20 protein-coding genes and 1 pseudogene are annotated in these 24,410 nt (G+C 70.0%); 9 read left to right on the plus strand and 12 right to left on the minus strand.

The features are described from left to right. Window positions 1-65: 65 nt before the first annotated feature. Together OG456_RS50365 and tnpA are read right to left on the minus strand one after the other, a co-directional pair. The gene (locus OG456_RS50365; protein ID WP_266932845.1) at window positions 66-257 is read right to left on the minus strand and encodes a transposase; all 192 of its coding nucleotides are present in this window, start codon (window positions 255-257) and stop codon (window positions 66-68) included. Further along, a pseudogene (tnpA, locus tag OG456_RS01610) lies at window positions 245-592 on the minus strand (IS200/IS605 family transposase); the annotation flags it as partial. The gene OG456_RS50365 and the pseudogene tnpA, both read right to left, overlap by 13 nt. On the opposite strand from tnpA, the gene OG456_RS01615 reads away from it, so the two are divergent. Next, a complete protein-coding gene (locus OG456_RS01615) occupies window positions 551-1,873 on the plus strand; it encodes a transposase (RefSeq protein ID WP_266556469.1) in 1,323 nt (440 codons plus the stop codon). The pseudogene tnpA and the gene OG456_RS01615 sit on opposite strands and share 42 nt — an antisense overlap. A 53-nt stretch (window positions 1,874-1,926) precedes the next feature. Here OG456_RS01615 and OG456_RS01620 read toward each other — a convergent pair whose 3' ends face one another. The 8 genes from OG456_RS01620 to OG456_RS01655 all read right to left on the minus strand — a co-directional run bounded on the left by OG456_RS01620 (window position 1,927) and on the right by OG456_RS01655 (window position 12,608). After that, the gene (locus OG456_RS01620) at window positions 1,927-4,311 is read right to left on the minus strand and encodes a beta-N-acetylglucosaminidase domain-containing protein (RefSeq protein ID WP_266556471.1); all 2,385 of its coding nucleotides are present in this window, start codon (window positions 4,309-4,311) and stop codon (window positions 1,927-1,929) included. Window positions 4,312-4,376: 65 nt separating this feature from the next. Continuing rightward, window positions 4,377-5,636, minus strand: coding sequence for an alpha-L-fucosidase (locus OG456_RS01625; protein ID WP_266568989.1), 1,260 nt, complete (start codon window positions 5,634-5,636; stop codon window positions 4,377-4,379). After that, window positions 5,636-6,655, minus strand: a complete 1,020-nt coding sequence (locus OG456_RS01630) for an ABC transporter ATP-binding protein (RefSeq protein ID WP_266556473.1) — start codon at window positions 6,653-6,655, stop codon at window positions 5,636-5,638. Before OG456_RS01630 ends, OG456_RS01625 begins: the two co-directional genes overlap by 1 nt. Further along, window positions 6,639-7,715 carry an ABC transporter ATP-binding protein gene (locus OG456_RS01635; RefSeq protein WP_266556475.1) on the minus strand — a complete coding sequence of 359 codons (1,077 nt, stop codon included), beginning with the start codon at window positions 7,713-7,715 and terminating at the stop codon, window positions 6,639-6,641. The genes OG456_RS01630 and OG456_RS01635 overlap by 17 nt, the downstream gene beginning before the upstream one ends. Next, window positions 7,712-8,704 (minus strand): ABC transporter permease, encoded by a 993-nt coding sequence (locus OG456_RS01640; protein ID WP_266556477.1) that lies wholly within the window; start codon window positions 8,702-8,704, stop codon window positions 7,712-7,714. Before OG456_RS01640 ends, OG456_RS01635 begins: the two co-directional genes overlap by 4 nt. Next, a complete protein-coding gene (locus OG456_RS01645) occupies window positions 8,701-9,777 on the minus strand; it encodes an ABC transporter permease (RefSeq protein ID WP_266556479.1) in 1,077 nt (358 codons plus the stop codon). The genes OG456_RS01640 and OG456_RS01645 overlap by 4 nt, the downstream gene beginning before the upstream one ends. 7 nt (window positions 9,778-9,784) lie before the next feature. After that, window positions 9,785-11,473, minus strand: a complete 1,689-nt coding sequence (locus OG456_RS01650; protein WP_266556481.1) for an ABC transporter substrate-binding protein — start codon at window positions 11,471-11,473, stop codon at window positions 9,785-9,787. Between the two features lie 85 nt (window positions 11,474-11,558). Continuing rightward, window positions 11,559-12,608 carry a LacI family DNA-binding transcriptional regulator gene (locus tag OG456_RS01655; RefSeq protein WP_266556483.1) on the minus strand — a complete coding sequence of 350 codons (1,050 nt, stop codon included), beginning with the start codon at window positions 12,606-12,608 and terminating at the stop codon, window positions 11,559-11,561. A gap of 198 nt (window positions 12,609-12,806) precedes the next feature. Here OG456_RS01655 and OG456_RS01660 point away from each other — a divergent pair, with 198 nt between their 5' ends. From OG456_RS01660 to OG456_RS01685, 6 genes are all read left to right on the plus strand, one after another. Further along, the gene (locus OG456_RS01660; RefSeq protein ID WP_266556485.1) at window positions 12,807-14,048 is read left to right on the plus strand and encodes a glycosyl hydrolase; all 1,242 of its coding nucleotides are present in this window, start codon (window positions 12,807-12,809) and stop codon (window positions 14,046-14,048) included. 47 nt (window positions 14,049-14,095) lie between these two features. Further along, a complete protein-coding gene (locus OG456_RS01665; RefSeq protein WP_266556487.1) occupies window positions 14,096-16,144 on the plus strand; it encodes a hypothetical protein in 2,049 nt (682 codons plus the stop codon). Window positions 16,145-16,271: 127 nt separating this feature from the next. Further along, complete coding sequence (locus tag OG456_RS01670) at window positions 16,272-17,129, plus strand: TetR/AcrR family transcriptional regulator (protein ID WP_266556489.1); 858 nt, start codon at window positions 16,272-16,274, stop codon at window positions 17,127-17,129. A 62-nt stretch (window positions 17,130-17,191) separates the two neighbouring features. Continuing rightward, on the plus strand, window positions 17,192-18,112 hold the full coding sequence (locus OG456_RS01675) for a 3-keto-5-aminohexanoate cleavage protein (RefSeq protein WP_266556491.1): 921 nt from the start codon (window positions 17,192-17,194) through the stop codon (window positions 18,110-18,112). A 2-nt stretch (window positions 18,113-18,114) separates the two neighbouring features. Next, window positions 18,115-19,083, plus strand: a complete 969-nt coding sequence (locus tag OG456_RS01680; protein WP_266556493.1) for a 3-hydroxyacyl-CoA dehydrogenase NAD-binding domain-containing protein — start codon at window positions 18,115-18,117, stop codon at window positions 19,081-19,083. After that, complete coding sequence (locus OG456_RS01685) at window positions 19,080-19,556, plus strand: thioesterase family protein (protein WP_266556495.1); 477 nt, start codon at window positions 19,080-19,082, stop codon at window positions 19,554-19,556. The genes OG456_RS01680 and OG456_RS01685 overlap by 4 nt, the downstream gene beginning before the upstream one ends. A 9-nt stretch (window positions 19,557-19,565) precedes the next feature. Here OG456_RS01685 and OG456_RS01690 read toward each other — a convergent pair whose 3' ends face one another. Beyond that, window positions 19,566-20,489 (minus strand): EamA family transporter, encoded by a 924-nt coding sequence (locus tag OG456_RS01690; RefSeq protein WP_266556497.1) that lies wholly within the window; start codon window positions 20,487-20,489, stop codon window positions 19,566-19,568. A gap of 39 nt (window positions 20,490-20,528) precedes the next feature. On the opposite strand from OG456_RS01690, the gene OG456_RS01695 reads away from it, so the two are divergent. Beyond that, entirely contained in the window at window positions 20,529-21,071 is a 543-nt protein-coding gene (locus OG456_RS01695; RefSeq protein ID WP_266556498.1) for a MarR family winged helix-turn-helix transcriptional regulator, read from the plus strand. Between the two features lie 245 nt (window positions 21,072-21,316). Further along, window positions 21,317-22,957 (plus strand): IS4 family transposase, encoded by a 1,641-nt coding sequence (locus tag OG456_RS01700; protein ID WP_266556499.1) that lies wholly within the window; start codon window positions 21,317-21,319, stop codon window positions 22,955-22,957. Between the two features lie 80 nt (window positions 22,958-23,037). On the opposite strand, the gene OG456_RS01705 is transcribed toward OG456_RS01700, so the two are convergent. After that, complete coding sequence (locus OG456_RS01705; protein ID WP_266568991.1) at window positions 23,038-24,210, minus strand: transposase; 1,173 nt, start codon at window positions 24,208-24,210, stop codon at window positions 23,038-23,040. Between the last annotated feature and the right edge of the window lie 200 nt (window positions 24,211-24,410).

Here is a 24,410-nt window from a genome sequence, read left to right on the forward strand (position 1 = left end):
GTTTACGGGGTAGGTGAAGCGCATCTCAGTACTGTTCTGGCCTTAGTTGCGAACATGGATCTGCGCTAGTTGCGAACATGGATCTGCGCTGTTGACCCCGGCCTGGCCGTACGGGGCGCTGTTGGTTCTCGATGTACTGGGGGTAGGACGGTCAGCGGTGCCCCGCCGCAGCTTCCGGCGAAGTACGACCCGGCCCAGAAGTGGCCGCCCCATAGGTACCGGCGGACGTGCGCGTCGAATTCCTTGCACAGGTGCACCTGGAGGACGTGCCCTTGAGGGAGTTCACCAGCTTGGAGAGCTGCACCTTCGGCGGGTAGTGAACCGGCAGGTGCATGTGATCTTCCTCGCCGTTGAACTGCTTCGGCTCGTCCTCGCAGGCCTTGCGCATGGTCTCCTCGCACCTTGCCGGCTCGTCCATGAACGCTTCGCGCCGATTCTTGGCGATAAAATCCATGTGGGCAGACAGGTTGTAGATGACGTGGCGACCAGAACGCACCTCGGGATTTTGGTTCCCTCTCGGCGACATGGGGTCCAGCGTTATGGTGACCATGTGACTACGGAACGTGCGGAAGGCAAGCGGCAGTTCGGGCATCGTGCCCGGCTGGCGCTGACGCCTGCACAGATCCGGCTCATGGACGACCAGGCACACGCGGCCCGCACTATGTGGAACTGCCTGCACGACTGGTGGACGATGCTCCCCAAGGACAAGCGTTCCCTGGCCGCCGCCGATGCGGCGATCCGCCAGGCCCGCAAGGAGATCGACTGGCTCGGAGTGCTCCCCGCCCAGGCCGGGCAGGCGGTGCTGAAGACGTACGTCCAGGCGTGGAAGAACTGCTGGGAAGGCCGCGCGGAGGCGCCGAACTTCAAGGCCCGTTTGCGCACGGTGATGTCGGTGGACATTCCGCAGGGGCGGGACCTGAACATCCGCCGTGTGCACCGCCGTTGGGGCATGGTCAACATCCCCAAGGTCGGACGTGTCCGCTTCCGCTGGACCAAGGACCTCCCGGTCGGCAAGCGGGCCGACAGCGAGAACCGGATCACGGGGGCGCGGCTGGTCAAGGACGCGCTCGGCTGGCACATCGCCTTCCGCGTCCAGACCCGCCAGGCCAAGCCTGAGCCCCACCAGGGGCCGGAAGTCGGCATCGACGCCGGAGTGAACCTGCCCCTGGCCCTCTCCGACGGCAACCACCAAAGCCACGGACGACCGCCCCGCCTCCCTGGCGGGAAGGCCGACCGGGACAAGTGGCTGAACCCGGACGAGAAGGCCAAGCTGCTTGACCTTCAACGACGCGCCGCCCGGCGTAGGCAGCACCGGGGGCGCGGGGAGAAGACTTCTCGCCGCTTGCAGTACACCTACGACCAGATCAAGCAGCTGCGCGCAAAAGCCACGCGCCGCGCTGTTGACTGGCAGCACAAGACCACCACCGGTATCGCCCAGCAGTACGGCACTGTCGTGGTCGAAGCTCTCACCATCACGAGCATGGTCAAGTCAGCCAAGGGCACCATCGAGGAACCAGGGAAGAACCTCGCGCAGAAGTCCGGCCTGAACCGCTCCATCAGTCAGGAGGCATGGGGCCGCACCGTGACGATGCTGACGTACAAGACCGCCCGCTGTGGCGGCACCCTGCACAAGGTTCCCGCGCCCGGTACCTCCCTGCGCTGCTCAGCATGTGGGTTCAACACACCGGGCAGCCGGGAGGACCAGGCCACGTTCGTGTGCAAGAACGAAGGCTGCGGATGGTCCGGCAACGCCGACTGGAACGCGGCCCGCAACGTCTTGCACCTATACCGGATGGGCCACGCGCTCATCTCGGCTGCCGGGAGGGCAGTCGTCAGGCGCACCCGTGGCGCCAAGCCCGCCGCCGCAAGGTAGGCAGGAATCTCCCTTGTTACGGGGGAGAGCACTTCAATCGTTCACGCGGTAGGTCAGCTCCGCGCCCTGCCGTACACCTCGACCTCCGCCATGTTCAGTTCGACGGGCTTCTCGCTCGCCAGCCACACCCGCACGTAGCGGCCGTGTGCCGTCACCGGGATCGCCGTCGGGCCGCCGGCCTGCGCGGTCTCGTGGTGGGACCACACGCCGGGCTTGGTCAGCTGGTCGGACAGGGTGCCGGTGAAGGGCTCGTCGGAGACGAGGACGTAGTAGTCCTGGGTGCGGTCCGCGCAGCAGTCGCTGCGGTTGTAGACGTCGACGCGCTCCAGGTCGGCGACGGAGCCGAGGTCGACCTGCCACCAGGGCTGCGCCTCCTTGCCGCTGGTAGTCGAGAAGTTGAAGCGGTCGCCGTCGGCCGCCTTGGCCGCGCCGAACGGGAAGCCGCCGTCCCACGCGTAGTCCGAGCTCTGCTTCGTGTCCTTGTTCAGGGCGAGCTGCCGCAGTGGCTTGAGGCCCTTCGAGGCGTCGTGCAGGTCCTGGACCTGGCTGACGAAGTCGCCGAGGAACGGGTCGGCGATCTTCACGGGGCCGGGCTGGTGGTGCTCGGCCGGGTCGATGGTGATGTGCGAGGCGGCTTCGGCCGCCTTCTCCATCGCGGCGCGCTCGGCGGCCGCCTTGTCCGCGTCATGGGCGTCGATGGCCTGCAGCGCGGCGAGACCGTGCCCGAGGGCCTTGCCCCACAGCGCGGTGGAGTCCAGCCAGGGCCCGGCGTCGTGCAGGAACTGCTGGTCGGGCACTCCGGCGCGGAGGACGGCCGGGGTGTGCCCGATGTTGGTCGCGGTCGGCGTGAAGGAGCGGATCGCGGCCGCCGGGTCGCTCTCGTACGCCTTCCAGAACTTCTCGAGCTGTGCGCTGAGGATCGGCGACTGAGGCTGCCACGGCTTGGCGCCGAACGTCGGCGCCATGTGGTTGAGGTCGACGAAGGTCTGTACGGCGTCAGCGACGCGCGGGTCCCCGCCGGCCAGGTGCAGTGCGGACTGACGGGCGGAGCGGGTGCGGTCGTAGCCGCGGTCGTTCCACGAGAAGTCGGACATGGTGAAGACGGCGAGCTTGCTGGCCGCCTCCTGGTTCATGGGGTTGGAGACGAGGCCGCTGAGGTGCTCGGACAGGCCGGGCTCGCGCTTGTCGTAGGGGGCGAGCAGGAGGCGTCCCGAGGTCCGGCCGAAGTCGTTGACCGGGTAGTTGTCCCAGACGAACACCTTGCGTCCGAACAGCTCGGACGCCTTCTGCGCCTGGTCGTTGGTGATCTCCGGGGGGACGACGTCGGTGCCGGTCCACATCACCTCGATGTTCTTGTCGAGGTTCCCGCGGAGCTCCTGCTTGTACGCGGTGTCGGTGAGGTCGCCGTACTCGGTGGGCACCATCTGGAGCGGGTTGGCGCCGTCGTGGGTGGCGATGAAGTCCTGCTGGACGGTGTTGAGCAGACCGACCTGGGCCTTCGCGGCGGGGCCGCGCCCGGGGGCGCCGAACTTCTGCTGGTCGGCGTCGCAGTTCCACTTGGTGTAGCTGATGTCGTCGAGCGGCACCGAGAACGAGCGCACGCCCAGGTCGTAGAGCGCCTGGAGCTTCGCGGTGAGGGCCTTCACGTCGGCCGGGTCCGAGTAGCAGACCGAGCCGCCGGGCGACACGGCGAAGGTGAAGCGGACGTGGTTGGCGCGGGCCCGGTCGACGAGGGTGCCGAGCTGGGCGAGCTTGTCCGCCGTGTACGGCTCGCGCCACTTGTCGCGGTGGTACGGGTCGTCCTTGGGCGCGTACACATAGGTGTTGGACTTGACCTCGCCGAGGAAGTCCATCTGGTCCAGGCGCTCCGCCTCAGTCCAGGGCGGTCCGTAGAAGCCCTCGATGGAGCCGCGCAGCCGCATGGACGGGAAGTCGGAGACGGACGCCCCGGCGATCTTCCCCTTGGTGACGAGCTGCCTGAACGTCTGGGCCGCGTAGAACTGGCCGGTCGCGTCGGTGCCGCCGAGCGCCACGGTGCGTCCCGCCACGCGCACGGCGTAGCCCTCGTCCTGGGTGGGGACGTCGGTGCCGCGCAGGGCGCCGGCCACGTCGGGGCGGGTGGCCGGGCCGAGGAGCACGGTCAGGGGCGCGTGCCCCGACGCCTTGGTGCGGACGTCGACGTGGCGGACTCCGTGGGCGCGCAGGGTCGCGGTGAGGAGGTCGCGGGCCGGCTTGTCGGTGGTGTCGTCCACGACGAGTTCGGCGCGCGAAGGGAGGGCGATGTCGGCTCCGGCGCGGGTCATGTGCTGCGGAGTCGGCGAGACGACGGGCAGGGGCCGGTCCGTCGCGTGCGCCGATACGGGCGGGACCGCCGCGGCGGACGCGGCGACGAGCAGGGTGGCGACGGAACAGGCGTGCAGGGCTCTTCGGGCTGCCATGGGGCTCTGCCTCCGAGATCGGTGTCTGTGTCGGTCGGTCGAGGGGGGGGTGGAGTGCAGGGGTGTCAGTCGCGGGTGTGTTCGCGGTACAGGTCGAGTTCGCCGTCGAGTTCGAGGGCGACGACCGTGCACAGGGGGTCGAGCTGGTCGTCGTGGACGTACAGGTATTCCCAGCCGGGGACCTCGCCGAGCCCTCCGACGCGCTCGTGGCGGACGTCCGTGCCGGTCCCGAGGACCCGCGCCGAGCGGACGGCGTTGCGCACGCCGCGCAGCACGACGTACTCGTTGGGCCGGTCGAAGAGGAACAGGTACAGGGTGCGTCGGTCGGCGGAGAGGGTGGAGGGGCCGTAGAAGTGGCCGTGGGGCAGGCCGCGCCCGGTGTCGCGGACGGCGGGCCGGTGTCCGGCGATCCACTCGCCGAGCGCTTCGAGGCGCTCGGCCTGCTCGGGCGGGATCGTGCCGTCGGCCTTCGGGCCCACGGCGAGCAGGAGGTTGCCTCCGCCGCCGACGGTCTCGGCGAAGACGCGGACCAGCTGACGGGGCGACTTGTGGTGGTCGTCCTGGGGCTGGTAGCCCCAGGAGTCGTTGACGGTGAGGCAGAGCTCCCAGGGGCCCTTCGGCGGTTCGACGGGCACGCCCTGTTCGGGTGTCGCGTAGTCGCCGTGTCCGGTGAGGCGTCCGTTGACGACGGTGTGCGGGCTCAACTCCGCGATGAGTTCGGCGAGTTCCGCCATGCCCCACTGTTCGGGGCTGCGCTCCCACTCGCCGTCGAACCAGAGCAGGTCCGGCTGGAAGAGCCCGAGGAGCTCGCGGACCTGGGCGCGGTGGAAAGCGAGGAAGGCGTCCCAGCGCTCCGGGGACTCCTCGCCGACGGCGGGCATCGCGTAGGGGTTGCCGCGGTCGTCGGGGTCCTGCCCGTCCGGCCGGACCGTGGCGTAGTCCGGGTGGGACCAGTCGAGGTGCGAGTAGTAGAGGCCGACCTTGAGACCGCGGCGGCGCAGCGCGTCCACGTAGGGGGTGATGAGGTCGCGTGCGGCCGGGGTCCGCTTGACGACGGAGAGGTCGCCCGCCTGCGTGTCCCAGAGGGCGACCCCGTCGTGGTGCTTGGCGGTGAGGACCGCGTAAGCGGCGCCCGCCTCGACGAACAGGTCGGCCCAGGCGTCGGGGTCCCACTTCTGGGCGTCGAACCCGTCGAGCTGTGCCATGTAGGTGTCGTACGGGACCTGCCCGTTGAAGAAGGACCAGGACTCGGCGACGCCGTCGACGCTGTAGATCCCCCAGTGCAGGAAGATGCCGAGCTTTCCGTCCGTGAACCAGGGCTGCATCATCGGTAGTTCTCCTCGTCGTAGCTCCAGCAGTGCACCCACTGTCCGTCGTCGAAATGTGTGCGCGGCGGGAACGCCGTGGCACAGACGGGTTTCGCGAGCGGGCAGCGCGGGTGGAAGCGGCAGCCCGCCGGCGGATCGACGAGGCTGGGCGGTTCGCCGAGGGTCTCCTCGTCGTCGACGACCTCGGGCTCGTCGAGGAGCCCTCCGTCGCGCTCGGGGTCGGGCGCGGACTCGAGGAGGAGCCGGGTGTACGGGTGCCGGGGCTGTTCCACGACGGCGTCGGCGGACCCCGACTCCACGAGCTGGCCCGCGTAGAGGACCTTGATCTCGTCGGCGAAGTAGCGGGCACCCGCGATGTCGTGGGTGATGTAGAGGATCGCGAGGCCCTCGTCGTCGCGGAGCGTGCCGAGGAGGTTCAGGATGTCGAGGCGGATCGACACGTCGAGCATCGAGACGGGCTCGTCGCCGAGGAGGACCTTGGGGCCGGCGGCCAGGGCGCGGGCGATGGCGACGCGCTGGCGCTGGCCGCCGGACAGCTCGTGCGGGAACTTGTCGATGAACTGGTCGGCGGGGGTGAGGTTGACGCGGTTGAGGAGGTCGAGGATCTGCCGTTCGAGCTCCGGGCGCCCGGCGGCGTGGCCGTGCAGCTGGAGGGGGCGGCTGAGGATGTAGCGCAGGCGGTGCACGGGGCTGAGCGAGGAGAAGGGGTCCTGGAAGATCATCTGGACCTGGCGGTAGTACGCGCGTTTGCCGCGGGCCGTGCGGGCCTGCTTGACGGGGGCGCCGTCGAGGCGGATCTCGCCCTCGGTGGGCGGGTAGGCGAGGGCGAGCATGCGGGCGAGCGTGGACTTGCCGCTGCCGCTCTCGCCGACGAGTGCGGTGATGCGGCCCGCGTGCAGGGCGAGGCTGGTCGGCTCGACGGCGTGCACCTCCTTGCCGTGCCCGCCGGGCCCGTGCAGCGGGAACCTCTTGACCACGTCGCGTGCTTCGAGGACGGGTTCAGCGGGTGCGGGCATGGTGGTCCTCCTCGCCGCGTACGGCCTGGTGCAGATGGCAGGCGGCCTCGCCGGCGCCGAGGGCGAGGAGCGGCGGGGTCGCCTTGTCGCAGGGTTCGAAGCGGCGGGCGCAGCGCGGGTGGAAGGCGCATCCCGCGGGCAGGGTGCGCAATCCGGGCGGGGAGCCGGGGATGCCGGTGATCTCGCGGCGCGGCCCGTGCAGCGGCGGGAAGGCGCCCCGGAGCGCCTCGGTGTACGGGTGCTGCGGGGCGGTGTAGAGCTGTCGCGCGGGTCCCGTCTCGACGACCCTGCCCGCGTACATGACGGCGATCCGGTCGGCGATCTCGATGAGCAGGGACAGGTCGTGCGTGATGAAGATGACCGAGAAGCCCAGCTCCCGTTTGAGGCGGGAGACTTGGCGCAGGATCTGGCGCTGCATGACGACGTCGACGGCGGTGGTCGGCTCGTCCATGACGACGAGGTCGGGCTCGCAGGCGAGGGCGAGGGCGATCGTGGCGCGCTGGCGCATGCCGCCGGACAGTTCGTGGGCGTACGAGCGCAGCCGGTCGGCGGGGATGCCGACCATGGCGAGCAGTTCTCCTGCCCGTTCCCAGGCCTCGCGCTTGGACAGGCGGCTGTGGCGGCGGAGGACATCGGCGAACTGGCTGCCCAGGCGCAGGACGGGGTTGAGGGCGTTCATCGCGCTCTGGAAGACGACCGCGATGTTCTCCCAGCGCAGAGCGGCCAGTTGTCGTTCGGTCAGGCGCAGGATGTCGATGCTCTCGGTGCCGTCGTGGCCGTGGAAGACGACCGAGCCGGCGGTCGTGACCGCGGGGGGCCTCTGGAGCCGGGTGATGGCGGTGACGAGGGTGGACTTGCCGCAGCCGCTCTCCCCGACGATGCCGAGGGTCTCGCCGCGGAGCAGGTCGAGATCGACGCCGCTCACGGCGTGTACGGGGTCCGCCTTGTCGAAGTAGTCGACGTGGAGGCCACGGACGGTCAGCAGGGGGGTGCGGTCCTCACCTCCACGCACGGTGTCCTGCTTCGAGATCGATGAGTGCGGCGTGCCGCTGCTGCTCATGACGCGGCCTCCTGAACGGGCGCGGACTTCCCGGCCGTGGCCTTGGCCGCGGAGCCGCCGGCGGCCGCGTGCAGCCGGGCGGCGCGGGCCCTGGCGCGTACCTCCTTGGAGGGCTTGCGGAGCCGGGGGTTGGATATTTCGTCGATTCCGAAGTTGATCAGGCCCGCGGCGACCCCGATCAGGGCGATGCACGCGCCCGGTGGCACGAACCACCACCAGGCGCCCCGGGTCAGGGCGGCTCCGTTCTGCGCCCAGTAGAGCATCGAGCCCCAGCTCGTGATGTTGATGTTGCCGAGCCCCATGAAGGAGAGGCCGGCGTCCGCGAACATCGAGCCGACGACCGCGCCCAGGAAGCTCACGGAGATGATCGGCGCGAGCGAGGGGATCAGCTCGCGGGTGATGACGCCCCACCTGCTCTCCCCCGTCATCTCGGCCGCGGACACGAAGTCCCGGTGGCGGAGCGACAGTGTCTGCGCCCGCTTCTGCCGCGCACCCCACGGCCAGGCCGTGAGCCCGATGACGAGGGCCACGGTGAGCCAGCCGCCGCGCCCCTGCACATAGCTGGCCACGATGATCAGCAGCGGCATGCCGGGGATGACGAGGCAGACGTTGGTGGCGGCGGTCAGGAAGGAGTCGGCGCGCCCGCCGAGATATCCCCCTGCGACCCCGACGAGGACGGAGAGCGTGGTGGTGATGACGCCGGCCACGAACCCGACGAGCAGCGAGATCCTGCTGCCGACGACGAGCTGCGCGAAGACGTCCTCGCCGGTGGCCGTGGTCCCCAACAGGTGCTCCGCGGAGGGGAGTTCCATGGCCTGCGTGGTGTCGACGTCGCTGGGCGAGAGGCCCATCACGTTCTGCACGACGAACGGGCCGAGCAGGGCGAGGAGCGCGAAGAAGACGAAGATCGCGATCCCGACACGGACCTTGGGGTTCGGGGGCAGTTTCAGGCGGCGCAGGCTGTGCTTTCCGCGGACCGATGCGTTCATGAGCGGGCCTCCCTCGCACGCGGGTCGATGAGCCCGTACACGGAGTCCGCGATGAAGTTCGCGGCGAGGACGGAGAGCGAGACGATCAGGAACAGGGCCTGCATCAGCGGGTAGTCGACACTGGAGACCGCCTGGTAGAGCAGGTATCCGACGCCCGGATAGGCGAAGACGATCTCCACGAGGAGTTGCCCGCTGACGACGGTCCCGATGGTGAGCGCGAACCCCGCGACGCTCGGCAGGACGGCGTTGCGTGCGGCGTACTGGAACATCACGCGCGCCTTGGACAGTCCCTTGGCGCGGGCGAGCAGCACATAGTCCTCGGAGATGGTCGTGACCATCATGTTCCGCATACCGACGAGCCAGCCCCCGACCGATGCCATCACCATCGTGAGCGCCGGAAGGATGCCGTGCTGCAGGACGCTGGCCAGGAAGGGCCCGTTGAAGCCGGGCAGCATGTCGCCGTCGTAGCCGCCGCTGGTCGGCAGCCAGCTGAGCTGCACCCCGAAGACGAGGACGAGGATGAGGGCGACCCAGAAGAACGGCAGCGACCCCATGAACATGGACGCGGGCGTCATGAACGAGTCGAAACGCGACCCCACGCGGGAGCCCGACACGACGCCGGCGGCGGTGCCGAGGACGAAGGACAGGACGGAGGTGAGGCCGACCAGGCCGACCGTCCAGGGCAGCCCGGTGCGGATCACTTCCCACACGGGAGTGGGGTAATAGGCCACGGATATACCGAAGTTGAAGTGCAGGACCTGGTTCAGATAGGTGACGTACTGGTCCCAGAGCGGCTCCCCCGGCGTCCCGAACAGCCGGTAGATGGCGTGCACCTGGTCGCCGGAGAGCGTCTGCTTCTGCTGCATCTGCGCGATGAGGGCGGAGGCGGGGTCGCCCGGCATCAGGCGTGGGATGAGGAAGTTGAGGGTGATGGCCAGGGCGGCGGCCACGGCGTAGAAGCCCAGTCGCCGCAGGAAGTAGCGGGCGGTGCCGAGCCTGGCGCTCCTGAGGCGGCGGCCGGGCGGGGGCTCGACGACGGTGGCGTCCACCGTGCCGAGGGCGGGAACGGTCATGGCGTCGTCAGCCCTTCGCGGGGCGCAGGTTGAGCAGAATGCTCATGGAGTCGATCCCGCCGGCCCAGGGCGCGGGCTGCGCGTACGGGTTCTTCGCGGTCGGCCAGCCGGTCCAGTTCCTGCTGTTGTACTCGCTGGAGACACCGATGGTGATCAGCGGTGCGGCAGGCACGTCGTCGACCATCATTCCCTCGAGCTCGGCGGAGATCTTCTTGATCTCGGCCTGGTCGCCGGTCTCGCCCAGCTCCTTGATGAGCGCGTCGGCCTTCGCGCTCTTGTAGTGGCCGTAGTTGGTCCACACGCCCGCGTTTCCGCTCCAGAGCATGTCCTTGAAGTAGTTGTACGGGGTGGAGTAGTAGACCGCGCCACCGATCAGGACGTCGAAGTCGCCCTTTTTGCGCTTGACGTCGAGCTGCGACGCGTCGGTCGGCTTGACCGACACGTTCACACCTGCCTTCTCCAGCTGGCTGGCCACGACCTTGTCGAACTGGACGGCGTCACCCCAGGTGGAGACCTCGATGATGGAGAAGGAGAGCTGCTTGCCGCTGCCGTCGACCAGCTTGCCGTTCTTCCTCGTGTAACCGGCCTTCTCGAACTCGGCCAGGGACTTGGCGAGTTCGGCCTTGGGCTGCTCGGCGTCCTTGTACTTGGCGTCGATCCACTTGCCCTGGGTCCTGGAGTCCAGGCCGGTCAGGTTGAGCGTGTTGAACATGCCCGGATTGGTGATGCCGAGCAGCTGGGTGCGGTCGACGGCCAGCGAGAGGGCACGGCGTACATGCACATTGGTGAACGGTTTCTTCGTGTGGTTGAAGAACATGTACTGCCCGCCATAGGTGGGGTACCAGGCGTGGTGGTTCTTCGGGTCCTTGGAGATGTACTGCTTCTGCACGTCGGGCACGACCCCGCCGCTCCACTCCAGCTCCCCGCTGAGCAGCTTGGGCACCTCGGCCGCCTGGGTGATGACGGGCGCCTTGACCGTCTTGACCGGGATGTTCTTCTGCTTCCAGTAGTTGTCGCGGGCCTGGAAGGTGAGCTGCTGGGCGCTGTACTGCCTGAGCTTGTACGGGCCCGAGCCGACCGGGTCCGGGTTGGTGTACGTCTTGCCGTTCCTGTCCTGCCACTCCTTCTTCGGTACGGGGGTGATCCCGCCGATGGAGTCGAGTTTCGAGTAGGCGGGCTTGTCGAAGGTGATCTCGAGCGTGTGGTCGTCGGCGGCCGTCGCCTTCTTGTAGTCGAAGGCCCAGCTCGGGGGCAGCTTGTTGTCCCGTACGTAGTCCATGGTGAAGACCACGTCGGCGGCGGTGAGCTGGGAGCCGTCCGACCAGTTGGCGCGCTTGTCGAGGTCGATGGTGATCTTCTTGCCGCCGTCGGACCAGGTGTACTTGGTGCCGAGCCACGGCTTGAACTCGCCGCCCTTGAGGATGTTGAAGTCGAAGAGCGCCTCGTACTGGAAGCCGAAGGTGCCCTGTGACGCCGTCAGGGAGAACGGGTTGAAGTTCCGGGTGATGGTGGTGCCCGAGAAGCCCAGGTTCGCGGTGAGCGACGAGGCGCCCGCCCCTCCGGACGCGGTGGGTGTGGCCGAGCAGCCGGTCGCTGCGAGCGCGAGGGCGAGGGCCGCGACGGTGCCGGTTCGGATCGCGTGGGTACGGGACAGGGTCGTGGGGGTGGTGGCGTTCGTGCGGTTCTTGGGGTTCATGGGGACCTGAAACCTCCGGGACGAGGGGTCGACATCGTTGTCCGAGCGCGTGCGTGTGGGGGGCGGCGCAGACGGTGGGTCCGGTTCAGGGCGACGCGGCGGCGGTGCTGCCGCGCTGTTCGAGATGGGGCAGTTCGTCTTCCACACGCAGGGCCGGTCCGCCGTCGAGCAAGGCGAGCAGCTCCTCCGCGGCCCGCCGGCCGAACGCTGCCGTGTCGCGGACGAGCGCGGTCAGCGAGGGGTGCGCGGTGCGGCACAGGACGGAGTCGTCCCAGGCCACGATGGAGAGCCCGTCCGGCACCGGGATGCCGCGCCCGGCGGCGACGGCGAGCCCGGCGACGGCAAGGACGTCGTTGTCGTAGACGATCGCCGTCGGCGGGGCGTCGGACGCGAGGACGCGGCGCGTGACCTCGGCGCCCTCGGTGTCCGAGTAGTCCGTGGTGATCGACCGGACGTCGGTGAGGCCGCGCCGCTCCGCCTCGGTGCGCAGCGACTGGATGCGGCGCCGGGTGTGGGCGAGGTCGGGCAGGCCCGCGATGTGCACGATCCTGCGGTGTCCGAGGCCGTGCAGATGACTCACGATGGACGCCATGGCGCGGGCGTCGTCGGCCCACAGGTTGGAGATGCCGGGGTGTCCGGTGCCGTCGTCGCCGGGCGGCAGGGAGCCGATGACGACGGCCGGCAGGCCGAGTTCGTCGAGGAGCGGCGGCCGGGGGTCGTCCGCACGCGGGTCGACGACGAGGACGCCGTCCACGCGGCGCTCCCCCCACCACCGCCGGTACGCGTCGCACTCCGCGGACAGGTCCTCGACGACCTGGAAGAGCAGGCCGAGGCGGCGCCTGGCGAGAACCTCCTGGATGCCGGAGACGAGCTGGAGGAAGAACGACTCGACGCCGAGCGTGCTGGCCGGGCGGGCAAGCACGAGGCCGACCGTGGCCGCACCCTCGCCCGACAGGGCGCGCGCCGCCGCGCTGGGCCGCCAGCCCAGCTGGTCGGCTACGCGGCGGACCCGGTCCCGGGTGGCTTCCGAGACACCGGGCCTGCCGTTGAGCGCGAAGGAGACGGCACTCTCGGACACGCCCGAGCGCAGCGCGATGTCCTTGATGGTGGGGCGTCTGGCGGGGGTACGCCGCATGGCTTGGCTCCTGGATCCGCTTCGCCGGACGGTTCGCACGGCTGGCTAAAGCGCTTGAGTTCGGTGGAGACTAAAGCGCTAAAGCCGCCTCGGCAAGAGGGCCCGTAAAAATCTTCTGGAACTGTGCAAAGGGTGGATGCGAGCCAGGAGTTGAGGGCAGACTGCCCGGGATTCGATTCCGATAGCCGGGAGTCCGCGATGCGTTTCGGCGCCAACTACACGCCCAGCCAGGGGTGGTTCCACCACTGGCTCGACTTCGACCTCGCCGCCGTGCGCGCGGACCTGGACGCGATCGCCGCCCTGGGCCTCGACCATGTGCGGGTGTTCCCGCTGTGGCCCGTCTTCCAGCCCAATCGCTCCCTGATCAGACCGCGGGCGGTCGAGCAGCTGGTGGCGCTCGCGGACGCGGCCGGCGAGCGCGGCCTCGATGTCAACGTGGACGGACTCCAGGGGCACCTGTCGAGTTTCGACTTCCTGCCCGCCTGGACGCGGACCTGGCACCGCCGCAATATCTTCACCGATCCGGACGTCGTCTCGGCCCAGGAGGACTATCTCCGGACGCTCGCCTCCGCACTCGCCGACCGGCCGAACTTCCTGGGAATGACGATCGGCAACGAGATCGCGCAGTTCGCGGCAGGCCCTCCGCATCCGGACCCGGACCGCATCACCCCCGAGCAGGCCGGGAGTTGGCTGGAGCGGGTGCTCGCCGCGTGCGAGGAGGGGGCTCCGGGGCTGCCGCACCTGCACGCCGAGTACGACGCCTCCTGGTACCAGGACGACCAGCCGTTCACCCCGGCGCACGCGGCGCGGCTCGGCGCGATGACGGCGGTGCACTCCTGGGTGTTCAACGGCACCGCGCAGCGCCACGGCCGCAGCGGCCCGGCGACCTCCGGGCATGCCGCGTATCTGGTCGAGCTGTCGAAGGCGTGGGCGCTCGACGCGCGGCGGCCGGTGTGGCTCCAGGAGGTGGGCGCGCCGCAGCCGCTGATCCCGGCCGAGTACGCGGCCGAGTTCACGGAGGCCACCGTAGAGGCCGCCCTGGACTGCCCGGATCTGTGGGGCGTCACCTGGTGGTGCTCGCACGACGTCAGCCGTGACCTCGCCGATTTCCCCGAACTCGAGTACTCCCTGGGGCTGTTGACGAACGAGGGCGCGGTGAAGCCGGCCGGCAAGTCCGTGTCCGCGATCGCCGCCCAGTGGCGGGGCCGCGAGCACGCGCCCGCTCCGCGCACGACGGCCCTGGTCGTGGACGCCGGCGACGAGGACCGGGCCCCGCACCGCTCGGTGTGCGCGCCGGGCGGGCCCGTGTTCGAGGCCTTCACGCGTCTGACGGCGGACGGGGCGCGTCCGACGACGGTCCTGGCGGGCCTCGCGGACGACGCGGGGCATCTCGCGGCACGCGGGATCACCGAGGTCGTGACGGTTGACAACGTTGCCTGATCCCCGCCCCGCCCCTGAACTCGTCCCCGCCTCACCGGAGTTGCCTCATGGATGACGACCACTCCTCCGTGCGCCCGTACATGCACGGCTACGACGCCGCCGCGCTCAAGAGCTGGAGCCCCGGGACCGACCGCTGGGCGCGCCACTTCCGCTCGCGTGTCCCGCTCGCGCCGCGCATCGCCCCGTTCCCCGCCACGCAGGCGCACCCGGACCTGGCGACGGGCCCGCGTCTCATGAATCTGACCTACGACTACGACGACGCCTTCTTCACGGCCCGCAAGTACGGTGACGCGTTCGCGCGCCGCCTCCTGCGTTTTTGGCAGTACTCCGACTTCTACGGCTCCTGGCACGGGCTGCCCGTGGACGGCTCGCCCGTGGACGATCCCGCGCACGGCCTGGTCAACCTGCCCAACCCCGCCTACACGGACGCGGCCCACCGCAACGGCGTACGCAGTCTGGGCTGCTGGTTCTGGCCGCGCTCCGGCGACTTCGAGGACTATCTGGAACAGCGCGCCGACGGCTCGTTCCCCGTGGCGGACAAGCTGATCGAGATGGCCGCGTACTTCGGCTTCGACGGCTACTTCGTCAACCACGAGGCCGAGACACCGCCCGGCCAGGCGGCGCGGCTCCACGACCTGCTGCGCTCACTGCGGGAGCGCGCCCCGGAGGGGTTCCACCTCCAGTGGTACGACACGATCACGCCGCACGGGCACCTCGACTACCTCAACCACCTCAACACGGTCAACGCCCCCTGGCTCGACGTGTCCGACAGCTTCTTCGCGAACTACTGGATGACATCTGAGGGCGTCGAGACGTCGCGCGCGACGGCCCTGAAGCTGGGCCGGGACCCCTACGCGACGGTCTTCCACGGCACGGAGAACGAGCAGTTCGGCTTCGACCCCGAGTACGACCCGCGGCTGCTGTTCCCGCCGGGGGAAGCGGCGCGCACGAGCTGGGCGCTGTTCGGCTCGCACTTCGTGAAGGAGCTGGCCCCTCGCCACGACGACCCGGACGCCCAGGAAGAGGTGTTCGGGCGCGAGCGCCGCTACTGGTCGGGGCCGCGCGAGGACCCCACCCGCAGCGGCCGCCTCCTCCCCCACGACCGGCGGACGCCACGCGACCGGGACGACCACCGGGCGTGGGACGGCGTGGCGCACCACATCACCGAGCGGTCGGTGATCGGCGCGTTCCCGTTCGTCACCCGCTTCAACACCGGTCACGGACGCGCCTTCTTCCTCGACGGACGGCGGGCGGCGGACGGCGACTGGCACAACGCCTCCGTCCAGGACGTCCTGCCGACCTGGCAGTTCTGGACACGGGCGGAAGGCGTGGGCGCAGAAGGCACGGGCGCAGATGGTGCGGGCGCCGAGGGTGCGGGCGCCGAGGGTGCGGGCGCCGAGGGTGCGGGCCCAGAGGGTGCGGGTGCGCCCCTGTCGGTCGGCTTCGACCACGAGCTCGCGTACGACGGCGGGTCCTCGCTGCTGGTGTCGGGTCCGCTCGGGCCGGACGGCGCGATGACGGTGCGCCTCTACAAGACGGCGCTGACGGTCACCGGGGCCGAACGCCTCGCCGTGACCGCGCACGGCACGGACGGCGTCGATCTGGAGGTGGGGTTGCTGTTCCAGGACGCGCCCGACGCCTTCGTCTGGCTCGCGGCCGGGTCGGCGGCCGGCTGGCACACGACGACGCACGGCCTCGGCACCTTCCGGGGACGGACGATCGCGGCCGTCGGCCTGCGCGTGTCGTCCCGTCGGCCGACCCGGTGCGCGATACGGATCGGCGAACTGGCCCTGCTCGGGCCCGAGTTCACACCGCCCGCCCCGCCTGAGGACTTCACGGTCGACGAGGTGCTCGCGGACGGAGAGTCGGTCCATGTCTTCCTGTCCTGGCGCCTCACCGGGGACGGGGTCCGCCACTACGACCTGCTGCGCGACGACGACGGGAGCTGGCTCGGCCGGATCTACGACGACGTGTACTGCCTGAGTCTTCCGGCGCCCGCCGCGTCGGAGACCGTCACGCGGCTGCGGCTCGTGGCGGTCGCGCCGGACGGGTCCCGGAGCGCGCCCGCCACGGCGGAGGCCCACCGGCCCCGTTGAGCGCGCATTGAACGCGTATTGAGCCGTTGACTGATGCGCCAGTCAGCGGCTCAATACACCGACTGATCTGGATTGATGTGCGAACAGGTGTTGAGGTCTGCTCAACATGTGATTAGAGTCGTCGACCGTGGAGCACGGAGACGAGAACCGAGACGAGATCGCCGCCCGAGTGCGGGAGGTGATCACCACCGCCGGGGTGAGCCAGCGCGAGTTCGCCCGGCGGATCGTCATGGACCCCTCCAAGCTGTCCCGGTCCCTGAGCGGCTCGCGCCGCTTCACGGCGGCCGAGCTGGCCCGGATCGCCGACGAGGGGCAGGTGGACGCGGGCCGACTGCTCGGCGCGCGGCACCGGCCCCCGGCCCGCCAGGCGGGCGCCGCCCTCCCGGTCGAGGGCGGCCGCCCCTCGCAGATCGTGCGCGAGACGGTCCGCCTGATCGCCGAGCGCGGCTTCCACGCCGTACGGGTCTCCGACATCGCCGAGGCCTGCGCGACCAGCACGGCCGCCATCCACTACCACTTCCCCGGCCGCGCGGAACTCCTCGAGGCCGCCGTGCGGTGGTGTATGGACGAGGACACCGCCCATCGGGCGGCGCGCACCGCCGACGCGGCGGACCCGGCCGACGAGCTGCGCCAGCTCATCGCGCTCCAGACACCGCGCACCGCGCAGCAGCGCAGGCAGTGGACGGTGTGGCTGGACCTGTGGGCCGAGGCGGCCCGCTCCACGACGGTCGGCGGGCTGCACGCCGAGTACTACCGGCAGTGGCGCGACACCGTCGCCGATGTGGTGCGGCGCGGTGTCGCCCGGGGTTCGTTCAGACCCGTCGACCCGGAGGCGGCGGCACTCGCGCTGACCGCCCTGATCGACGGCCTGGCCACCCAGGTACTCGCCACGGCTCCCGGCGCCCCCGGCACCGACGCCGAGTCGATGCACACGACGCTGCTCGCGTACGTCGACAGCACCCTGACCGCGCCCGCCCCCCGATGAACTGACCTTCCCTCACATCCCCCTGCCCCCAACGGCCTTCGGGCCCAAGGAGCGATGTCCGCATGCCCATGAACCAGGACGTCATCATCACGGCCGCCCTCACCGGCGCCGGCGACACCGTCCGCAAGAGCCCCCACGTACCGGTCACCCCCGATCAGATAGCCCGCTCCGCGGTCGAAGCGGCGGACGCGGGCGCCGCCGAGGTCCACATCCACGTACGCGACCCCGAGACCGGAGCGCCCTCGCGCGACCCGCGGCTGTACCGCGAGGTCGTCGAGCGGATCAAGGAGACCGGCACCGACGTCGTCATCAACCTCACCGCCGGAATGGGCGGTGACCTGGTCATCGACCCGGACGAGCCGCTCAGGCAGCTGCCGGGCACCGACCTCGTCGGCGGCCTCGAAAGGCTCCCGCACGTCGAGGACCTGCTCCCCGACATCTGCACCCTGGACTGCGGCTCCCTCAACTTCGGCGACGGCAGCAACCTCTACGTCTCCACCCCGGACATGCTCCGCGCGGGCGCCCGGCGCATCCAGGAGCTGGGCGTACGGCCCGAGTTGGAGATCTTCGACACGGGTCACCTCTGGTTCGCCAAGCAACTGCTCGCCGAGGGTCTGCTCGACGACCCGACCGTGTTCCAGCTCTGCATGGGCATCCCGTGGGGCGCGCCCGCCGACCCGGGCGTGCTCCAGTCGATGGTCAACATGCTGCCTGAGGGCGCGCAGTGGGCGAGCTTCGCGCTGGGCCGCATGCAGATGCCGTGGGTCGCGCAGTCCGTCGTGCTCGGCGGGCACGTCCGCGTCGGCCTGGAGGACAACCTCTATCTCGGCAAGGGCGTCAAGGCCACCAACGCGCAGCTCGTCGAGCGCTCCGTGACGATCGTCGAGGCGATGGGCGCCCGCGTCGCCACCCCGGACGAGGCCCGTCAGAAGCTCGGCCTCAAGCCCCGCACCCCGTCCGTCACCCAGGAAGGAACCGCCTGACCATGACGCCGACCGAACCCGAGAACGTACGCCGCGTCGCCTGTGTGGGCGCCGGGGTGATCGGCGGCGGCTGGGTCGCCCACTTCCTGGCCCGCGGCTACGACGTCACGGCCTGGGACCCGGCGCCCGACGCGGAGCTGCGGCTGCGCCGCCTCGTCGACGCCGCGTGGCCCGCGCTCACGCAGCTCGGCCTCGCCGACGGGGCGTCCACGGACCGCCTCACGGTGACCGCCACTCTCGAAGAGGCCGTGACGGACGCCCAGTTCGTACAGGAGAGCGCTCCGGAGAAGCTGGACCTCAAGCGCGATCTGCTGGCCCGCCTGGACGCCGCGACACCGCCCGGAGTCGTCATCGCCTCGTCCACGTCCGGCTATCCGATGACGGACATGCAGACGGACGCGGAGGGTGCGGGCCGCCTCGTCGTGGGGCACCCGTTCAACCCGCCGTACCTCATCCCGCTGGTCGAGGTGGTCGGCGGCGAGCGGACCTCGGCGGAGGCGGTGGCGTGGGCCTCCCGCTTCTACGAGGTGGCGGGCAAGTCCGTCATCACGATGGACCGCGAGGTACCCGGATTCATCGCCAACCGCCTCCAGGAAGCACTGTGGCGCGAGGCCCTGCACATGGTCGCCAACGGCGAGGCCACGGTGAAGGAGATCGACGACTCCATCACCGAAGGTCCCGGACTGCGCTGGGCCTTCATGGGCCCGATGCTGACGTTCGCGCTCGCGGGCGGCGAGGGCGGCATGGCACACATGCTGGACCACTTCGGCCCCTCCTTGAAGTCGCCGTGGACCCGCCTCGAAGCCCCCGAACTCGACAAGGCGCTGTACGACTCCGTGGTCGCCGGCTGCGACGACGCGGCGGCCGGACGGACCATCGCCGACCTCGTGGCCGAACGCGACCAGGGCGTCATCGACGTACTGCGTGCGACGGGCCGCCTGCCGGGCGCCCGGAAGGAGGCCGGCAAGTGACGCCGCTGCCCCTGCTCCACAGCACCGTCCGCGCCGAGTGGATCGACTACAACGGCCACATGAGCGAGGCGTTCTACGTCCTCGTCTTCGGGCACGCCACCGACGCGCTGATGATCGAGACGGGCCTGCACTCCGGGTACCGCGAGTCCACCGGCTGTTCCCTGTACACGGTCGAGTCCCACCTGCGCTATCTGCGCGACGTCCCGGAGGGAGCGACACTCGCCGTCCGCAGCAGGGTCCTGGGCGCCGCCGCCAAGAAGGCCCGCTTCACCCACGAGATGTACGTCGTCACGGCCCCGGGCACGGAACCCGCCGAGGACGCGCAGCCGGTCGCCACGACGGAACTGCTCGCCGTGCACGTCGACCAGAAGGCGGGGCGTGCGGCGCCGTTCCCCGACGAGGTCCGCGAGCGCTTCACCGAGCTGACCGAGCCCGCCCCGGAGTGGGCGGGACGGTCCATCGCGGAGGTTTAGGTCCGCAGTTCACTCATGACGGTGCCCGACCTCCGGAGCGGGGGCGGGCACCGTCACCGCTGCCGCGGTGAGACGGATCCTCGGGGCGCGGCGTGCCCGCCGGCCGATGAGGATGCCGGCGAGGACCAGGAGCAGGCCGCAGACCTGACGCGCGGTGAGCGACTCCCCCGCCACCAGCGTGCCCAGGAGTACCCCGGTCACCGGGTTGAGCAGCCCGACGAGTCCGACCGTCGCGGCGGGCAGGTGGCGCAGGCCCGCGAACCAGGCGGCGAACGCGAGCGCCGTCGCCACGACGGTGACGTAGCCGAAGCCCAGGACGGCTGGCGTGTCGAGCGACGGCGGCGCCCCCTCCACCATCACGGCGAACGGCAGCAGCAGGAGGCCTCCGGCGATCAGCTGCCAGGACGTCGACGCGAGCACGTCGGACGCGTGGCTCCAGCGCTTGGCGAGGATGTAGCCGAGGGACGACATGCCCATCGCCGCGACGGAGGCGAGCACTCCGAGGGGGTCGGCCGACGCGGCCCCGGTCAGTAGCATCAGACAGACGCCCACGATCCCGACGGCGGCACCCACTAGGTGCGCCGGGCTGGGCCGTTCGGCGAGCAGCGCCCAGGCGATGGCCATAATGACCACCGGGGACGTTGCCATGATCGTCGAGGCGGTGCTCGTCGGCAGGAGTTGCGCCGCGACGTAGACCAGGGCGAAGAAGGCTCCCATATTGAGGGCGCCGAGGACGAGGGACTTCCACCACCACGATCCGCGGGGCAGCTCGCGCCGGACCGCCAGGAGCAGCAGCCCGGCCGGGATGGCTCTGAGTACCGCCCCGTAGAGCGGGCTCCCCGCGGGCAGGTAGGCGTGGGTGACGAAGTAGGTCGTCCCCCATGCCACGGGTGCGATCGCCGTGACCATCGTCCACCGCAGAGTAGCTTCCATGGAAGGCATTATGTCTTCCATGGAAGCTATAGTGAAGTCATGCCCCCGGAACAGTCCCACGGGCCCCACCGCCCCGGTCGACCCCTCGACCACATCGCCCGCATCCAGGCCGAGTGGGCCCGCGAGCGGCCGGACGTCGATGTCACCCCCCAGGGAGTCATCGGCCGCCTGCACCGCCTGGGCGCGCTACTCACCGAGCAACTGTGCCTCGTCTACCGGCGATACGGCCTGAGCGAAGGCGAGTTCGACGTCCTGGCCGCGCTGCGCCGCGCCGGCGAGCCCTTCGAGCGGGCCCCCGGCGAGCTGGCCGCGCACACCATGGTCACGACCGGAGCGATGACGAAGCGGATCGACCGCCTCGAACGCGACGGCCTCGTCACGCGCCGCCGCGCGGCAGGGGACGGCCGGGGCCGGGTGGTGGCCCTCACGCCCGCGGGCCGGGACCTGATCGACGACGCGTTCAGCGAGCACATGACCAACGAACGCCGCCTCCTGGACGCCCTCGACCCGGACGAGGCCGAGCACCTGGAGTCCTTGCTCACCTCGTGGCTGGCCCGCGTGGAACCGCCGCGCGGCGCCTGACATCGGGGCCGCACCCGTAACAGCCGCAAGCCGCTCCCGCCAAAGATCAGCGAACTCCGCGGGAAACGTCAACTACCCAGTCGCGAACGCAATGCCGCGTAGTTAAGAAGCCGCGGGTGGCGTCAACTTGATCAGCTCGGTGGGTCTTGCCGGGGCGGGCATGGAGAACGGGACCTCTGCTACAGCGGTGAAGCCGTCCAAGGTCTTCACGCTGAGCAGGGGTCCCGTTGTCCGAGCAGTCTGCCATGACCAGTTTCGTCCGCACCATCACCGTGGCGAGGGGTGTCTTCGCGCCGGGGCATCTCGGGGAGTTGACGCAGTATCTGCCCTTCGAGCTGGTCGATGACGTGCTGGCGAGGTCGCGGGCTGTCCAGGGCAGGTTGCGTCTACTGCCTTCCCGCGTGGGGGTGTACTTCGTGCTGGCCCTGGCCGTCTTCCCGGCCGTCGGCTACCTGGGGGTGTGGGGCAAACTGGTCGCCGGGCTGGGCCCGCTGGCTCCGGTCCGGCCTTGTGAAAAGGCCCTGCGTGACCTGCGCCGCAGGATCGGAGCCGCGCCGCTGAAGATGCTGTTCGAGACCGTGGCCGGCCCGATCGCCCAGCCCCGCACCCCAGGCGTCTGCTACCGGAAGTGGCGCACGGTCGCCTTCGACGGCTGCAGCTCGCTGCGGGCCCCCGACCAGCCACGCGTCCGCGCCTGGCTGGGCAAGATCCTCAACGCCGGTTACGGCCCGGAGGGCTACCCGCATCTGCGACTGATAGCCCTGTGCGAGACCGGCACCCGGGGCCTGCTCGGCGCCGTCTTCGGCCCCACCAACAAGGGCGAGACCCACTACGCCCGCCGACTCCTTCCCCTGCTGAACGACACGATGCTGCTGCTTGCTGACCGCGCCTTCGCCGGGAACGACTTCCTCATCGACACCGCCGACACCGGCGCCCAACTGCTGGTCCGGCTCAACTCCCGCCGTCGGCCGACCGTCTTCACCGCGCTGCCCGACGGCTCGTTCCTGACCCAGCTCCAGGACCGGACGTTCCGCATCATCAACGTCGACATCACAGCCACCTGCGACGACGGCACCCGGATCAGCGACCACTACATGCTGATCACCACGCTGCTCGACCACCGCACCGACCCCGCTGAGCGACTGGCCCGCCTCTATCACGAGCGCTGGGAGGTCGAGTCGGCCTTCCTCGCCCTGCGGCACACCCTGCTCACTGGCCGAGTCTTGCGCTCCTGCGACGCTTGCGGTCTGGAACAGGAACTGTGGGCCTGGCTCACCGTCCACCAGGTCCTGCGTCGAGCGATGTGCGACGCGGCCGAGTCCCGCCCGGGCACCGACCCCGACCGGGCCAGCTTCACCATCGCCCTGCAGGCCGCCGCCGACCAGATCGTCGACGCTTGCGGCATCACCGGCGACGACAGTGACGGCGGCGGCATCGCCCGGGCTGTCCTGGCCGGGCTGCTGCCGGCCCGCCGACCCCGGATCAGTGCCCGCAAGGTGAAGTGTCCGATGTCCCGCTACGGCACCACACAGAACGAGACCCGCCCACTGAGCAGCCATTCCTTCAACCGCCTGGACATCACCGTCCTCGCCGCCACCGAGCAGCCCACAGCCCTGCCACCGTCACCGGCGAACACCGATCGACGCTCCCACGTCTTCCGACTCCTGGTGGCAGCCGATCCCGGCCAGGACTGGACTCCCCGGCAGATCGCTGACGCCCTCAAAATCGACCACATCCGCAGCCTCTCGGCGCAGATGGGGCAATGGATCACGCAGAAATTCCTCATCAGGTCAGGTCATGGCCGCTACCGACTCCATCCCCAATGGGTCAAGACACCCCAGCCACCAGCGGGTTCACGGGACTCGACAGCCGCCATCCCGGCTTAACTACGCGGCATTGGTCGCGAACGACCGGGCTTGCTGCTCGAGTCATCACTGGCTGTGACGGGTTCGGCTGCGTCCAGGACTCACGCGATGAGGGTGAGTTCAGGGGCCGTTGACTGGGCCCCGCAGACCCACACGTACCACCCACGGTGGGCGATGTTGTGGGACGCGTTGTGGTCTGCGTGATCAACGAATCCGCAGACCCGGCACGAGAAACGGGCCTGGGAGGGCCGGTTGCCGCGTCCGGTGTGATGACATTGCGAGCATTCCTGGCTGGTGTACGCCGGGTCGACGTAGACGACCGGCACCCCGGCTCGCTTCGCTTTGTAGGCGATGAACGAGCCGAGTTGGGCGAAGGGCCAGGAGTGGAGCGTGGTGCGTTGGGGCTTTCTCAGCCGTGCCCGCTCGCGAATGCCCGTGAGTTCTTCCAGGACGATCCCGCGACCGGTGCGTTCAGCCTCCGCCACGATCCGCTTCGAAATCTTGTGGTTGATGTCCTTGGCACGCCGGGCTTCCTTGCCCGCGTGCTTCTTCGCCCGCCGCTTGGCGGACTTGGTGCCCTTCTTCTGCAGCTTGCGCCGCAGCTTGTGATCCTGTTCCCGCTTGCGGTTGATCTGCCTGCCGCAGTGGCGGTCGCCGTCGGAAGTGGCCGCGATGTTCACGATCCCCAGGTCCACCCCGAGGAACCCGACCGGATGCGTGTTCAGATCCCCCTCGGGGATTTCGCAGGTCGCGATCAGGAACCACTTCCCGTCCAGGCACAGCAGGTCGGACTCGCCCTGGCGGCGCCCTGCCAGCACAGCCAGCTGCTCGGCCTGCCCGGTGAACCGCACACCCTTGAGCCGGCCGGCCGTGGTCCAGATCGATACCGTGCGAGCCTGGTGCTGCCAGGACAGCATCCGGTCGTCGTAAGGCTGCGCCGCCTGGGGCCGGAAGACCACCGGCTTGCCCGAGGCGCGAGTGTGCCGCCTGGAACCGGGCCGCCCGTACCGTCCGTTACGCAGGTTCCCCTTCAAGGTGGTGTAGGCATCGCACGCCTTCTTGATCGCGTGCTGGGCGGCCTGCGCGCCAAGCCCCCATCTGACCCGGATCTCGGCATAGGTGTGCTTGCGCAACTCCAGCGGACGTCGCGCCTCCTTCTCGAAAGCGACGCACGCGGCCCACGTGGCGGCCTCGTTGCAAGCACGCAGGGTCGCCTCAAGTGCCGCCGCCTGTAGGGGCGTCGGCAGCAGCTTCACCCGCACCACCAGCTTCACGATCAGCGAATCTATACACCCGGCCGAAGACCCACCACGCGTTCGCCCCACCTCACCCGAACGAGCGATACCCGCCCCGGCCCTCCCCGCGCACACCGCCCTAGCGCGGCTCCGCCGGAACGTCTCCCGGTCGCTCCGCAGCCGTCATGGCCTAGGCACATCACGGCGACGCTTCGCGTCGCACCCTGTGCATGCGACTC

It is taken from the genome of Streptomyces sp. NBC_01446 (assembly GCF_026340095.1).
Lineage (GTDB): Bacteria > Actinomycetota > Actinomycetes > Streptomycetales > Streptomycetaceae > Streptomyces > Streptomyces aureus.

Bases quoted from the DNA above. Each gene is read 5' to 3' on its own strand.
- OG456_RS01620 (WP_266556471.1), bottom strand. From the start codon at position 4,311: ATGGCAGCCCGAAGAGCCCTGCACGCCTGTTCCGTCGCCACCCTGCTC.
- OG456_RS01625 (WP_266568989.1), bottom strand. From the start codon at position 5,636: ATGCAGCCCTGGTTCACGGACGGAAAGCTCGGCATCTTCCTGCACTGG.
- OG456_RS01630 (WP_266556473.1), bottom strand. From the start codon at position 6,655: ATGCCCGCACCCGCTGAACCCGTCCTCGAAGCACGCGACGTGGTCAAG.
- OG456_RS01635 (WP_266556475.1), bottom strand. From the start codon at position 7,715: ATGAGCAGCAGCGGCACGCCGCACTCATCGATCTCGAAGCAGGACACC.
- OG456_RS01640 (WP_266556477.1), bottom strand. From the start codon at position 8,704: ATGAACGCATCGGTCCGCGGAAAGCACAGCCTGCGCCGCCTGAAACTG.
- OG456_RS01645 (WP_266556479.1), bottom strand. From the start codon at position 9,777: ATGACCGTTCCCGCCCTCGGCACGGTGGACGCCACCGTCGTCGAGCCC.
- OG456_RS01650 (WP_266556481.1), bottom strand. From the start codon at position 11,473: ATGAACCCCAAGAACCGCACGAACGCCACCACCCCCACGACCCTGTCC.
- OG456_RS01655 (WP_266556483.1), bottom strand. From the start codon at position 12,608: ATGCGGCGTACCCCCGCCAGACGCCCCACCATCAAGGACATCGCGCTG.
- OG456_RS01660 (WP_266556485.1), top strand. From the start codon at position 12,807: ATGCGTTTCGGCGCCAACTACACGCCCAGCCAGGGGTGGTTCCACCAC.
- OG456_RS01665 (WP_266556487.1), top strand. From the start codon at position 14,096: ATGGATGACGACCACTCCTCCGTGCGCCCGTACATGCACGGCTACGAC.
- OG456_RS01675 (WP_266556491.1), top strand. From the start codon at position 17,192: ATGCCCATGAACCAGGACGTCATCATCACGGCCGCCCTCACCGGCGCC.
- OG456_RS01680 (WP_266556493.1), top strand. From the start codon at position 18,115: ATGACGCCGACCGAACCCGAGAACGTACGCCGCGTCGCCTGTGTGGGC.
- OG456_RS01690 (WP_266556497.1), bottom strand. From the start codon at position 20,489: ATGGAAGCTACTCTGCGGTGGACGATGGTCACGGCGATCGCACCCGTG.
- OG456_RS01695 (WP_266556498.1), top strand. From the start codon at position 20,529: ATGCCCCCGGAACAGTCCCACGGGCCCCACCGCCCCGGTCGACCCCTC.
- OG456_RS01700 (WP_266556499.1), top strand. From the start codon at position 21,317: ATGACCAGTTTCGTCCGCACCATCACCGTGGCGAGGGGTGTCTTCGCG.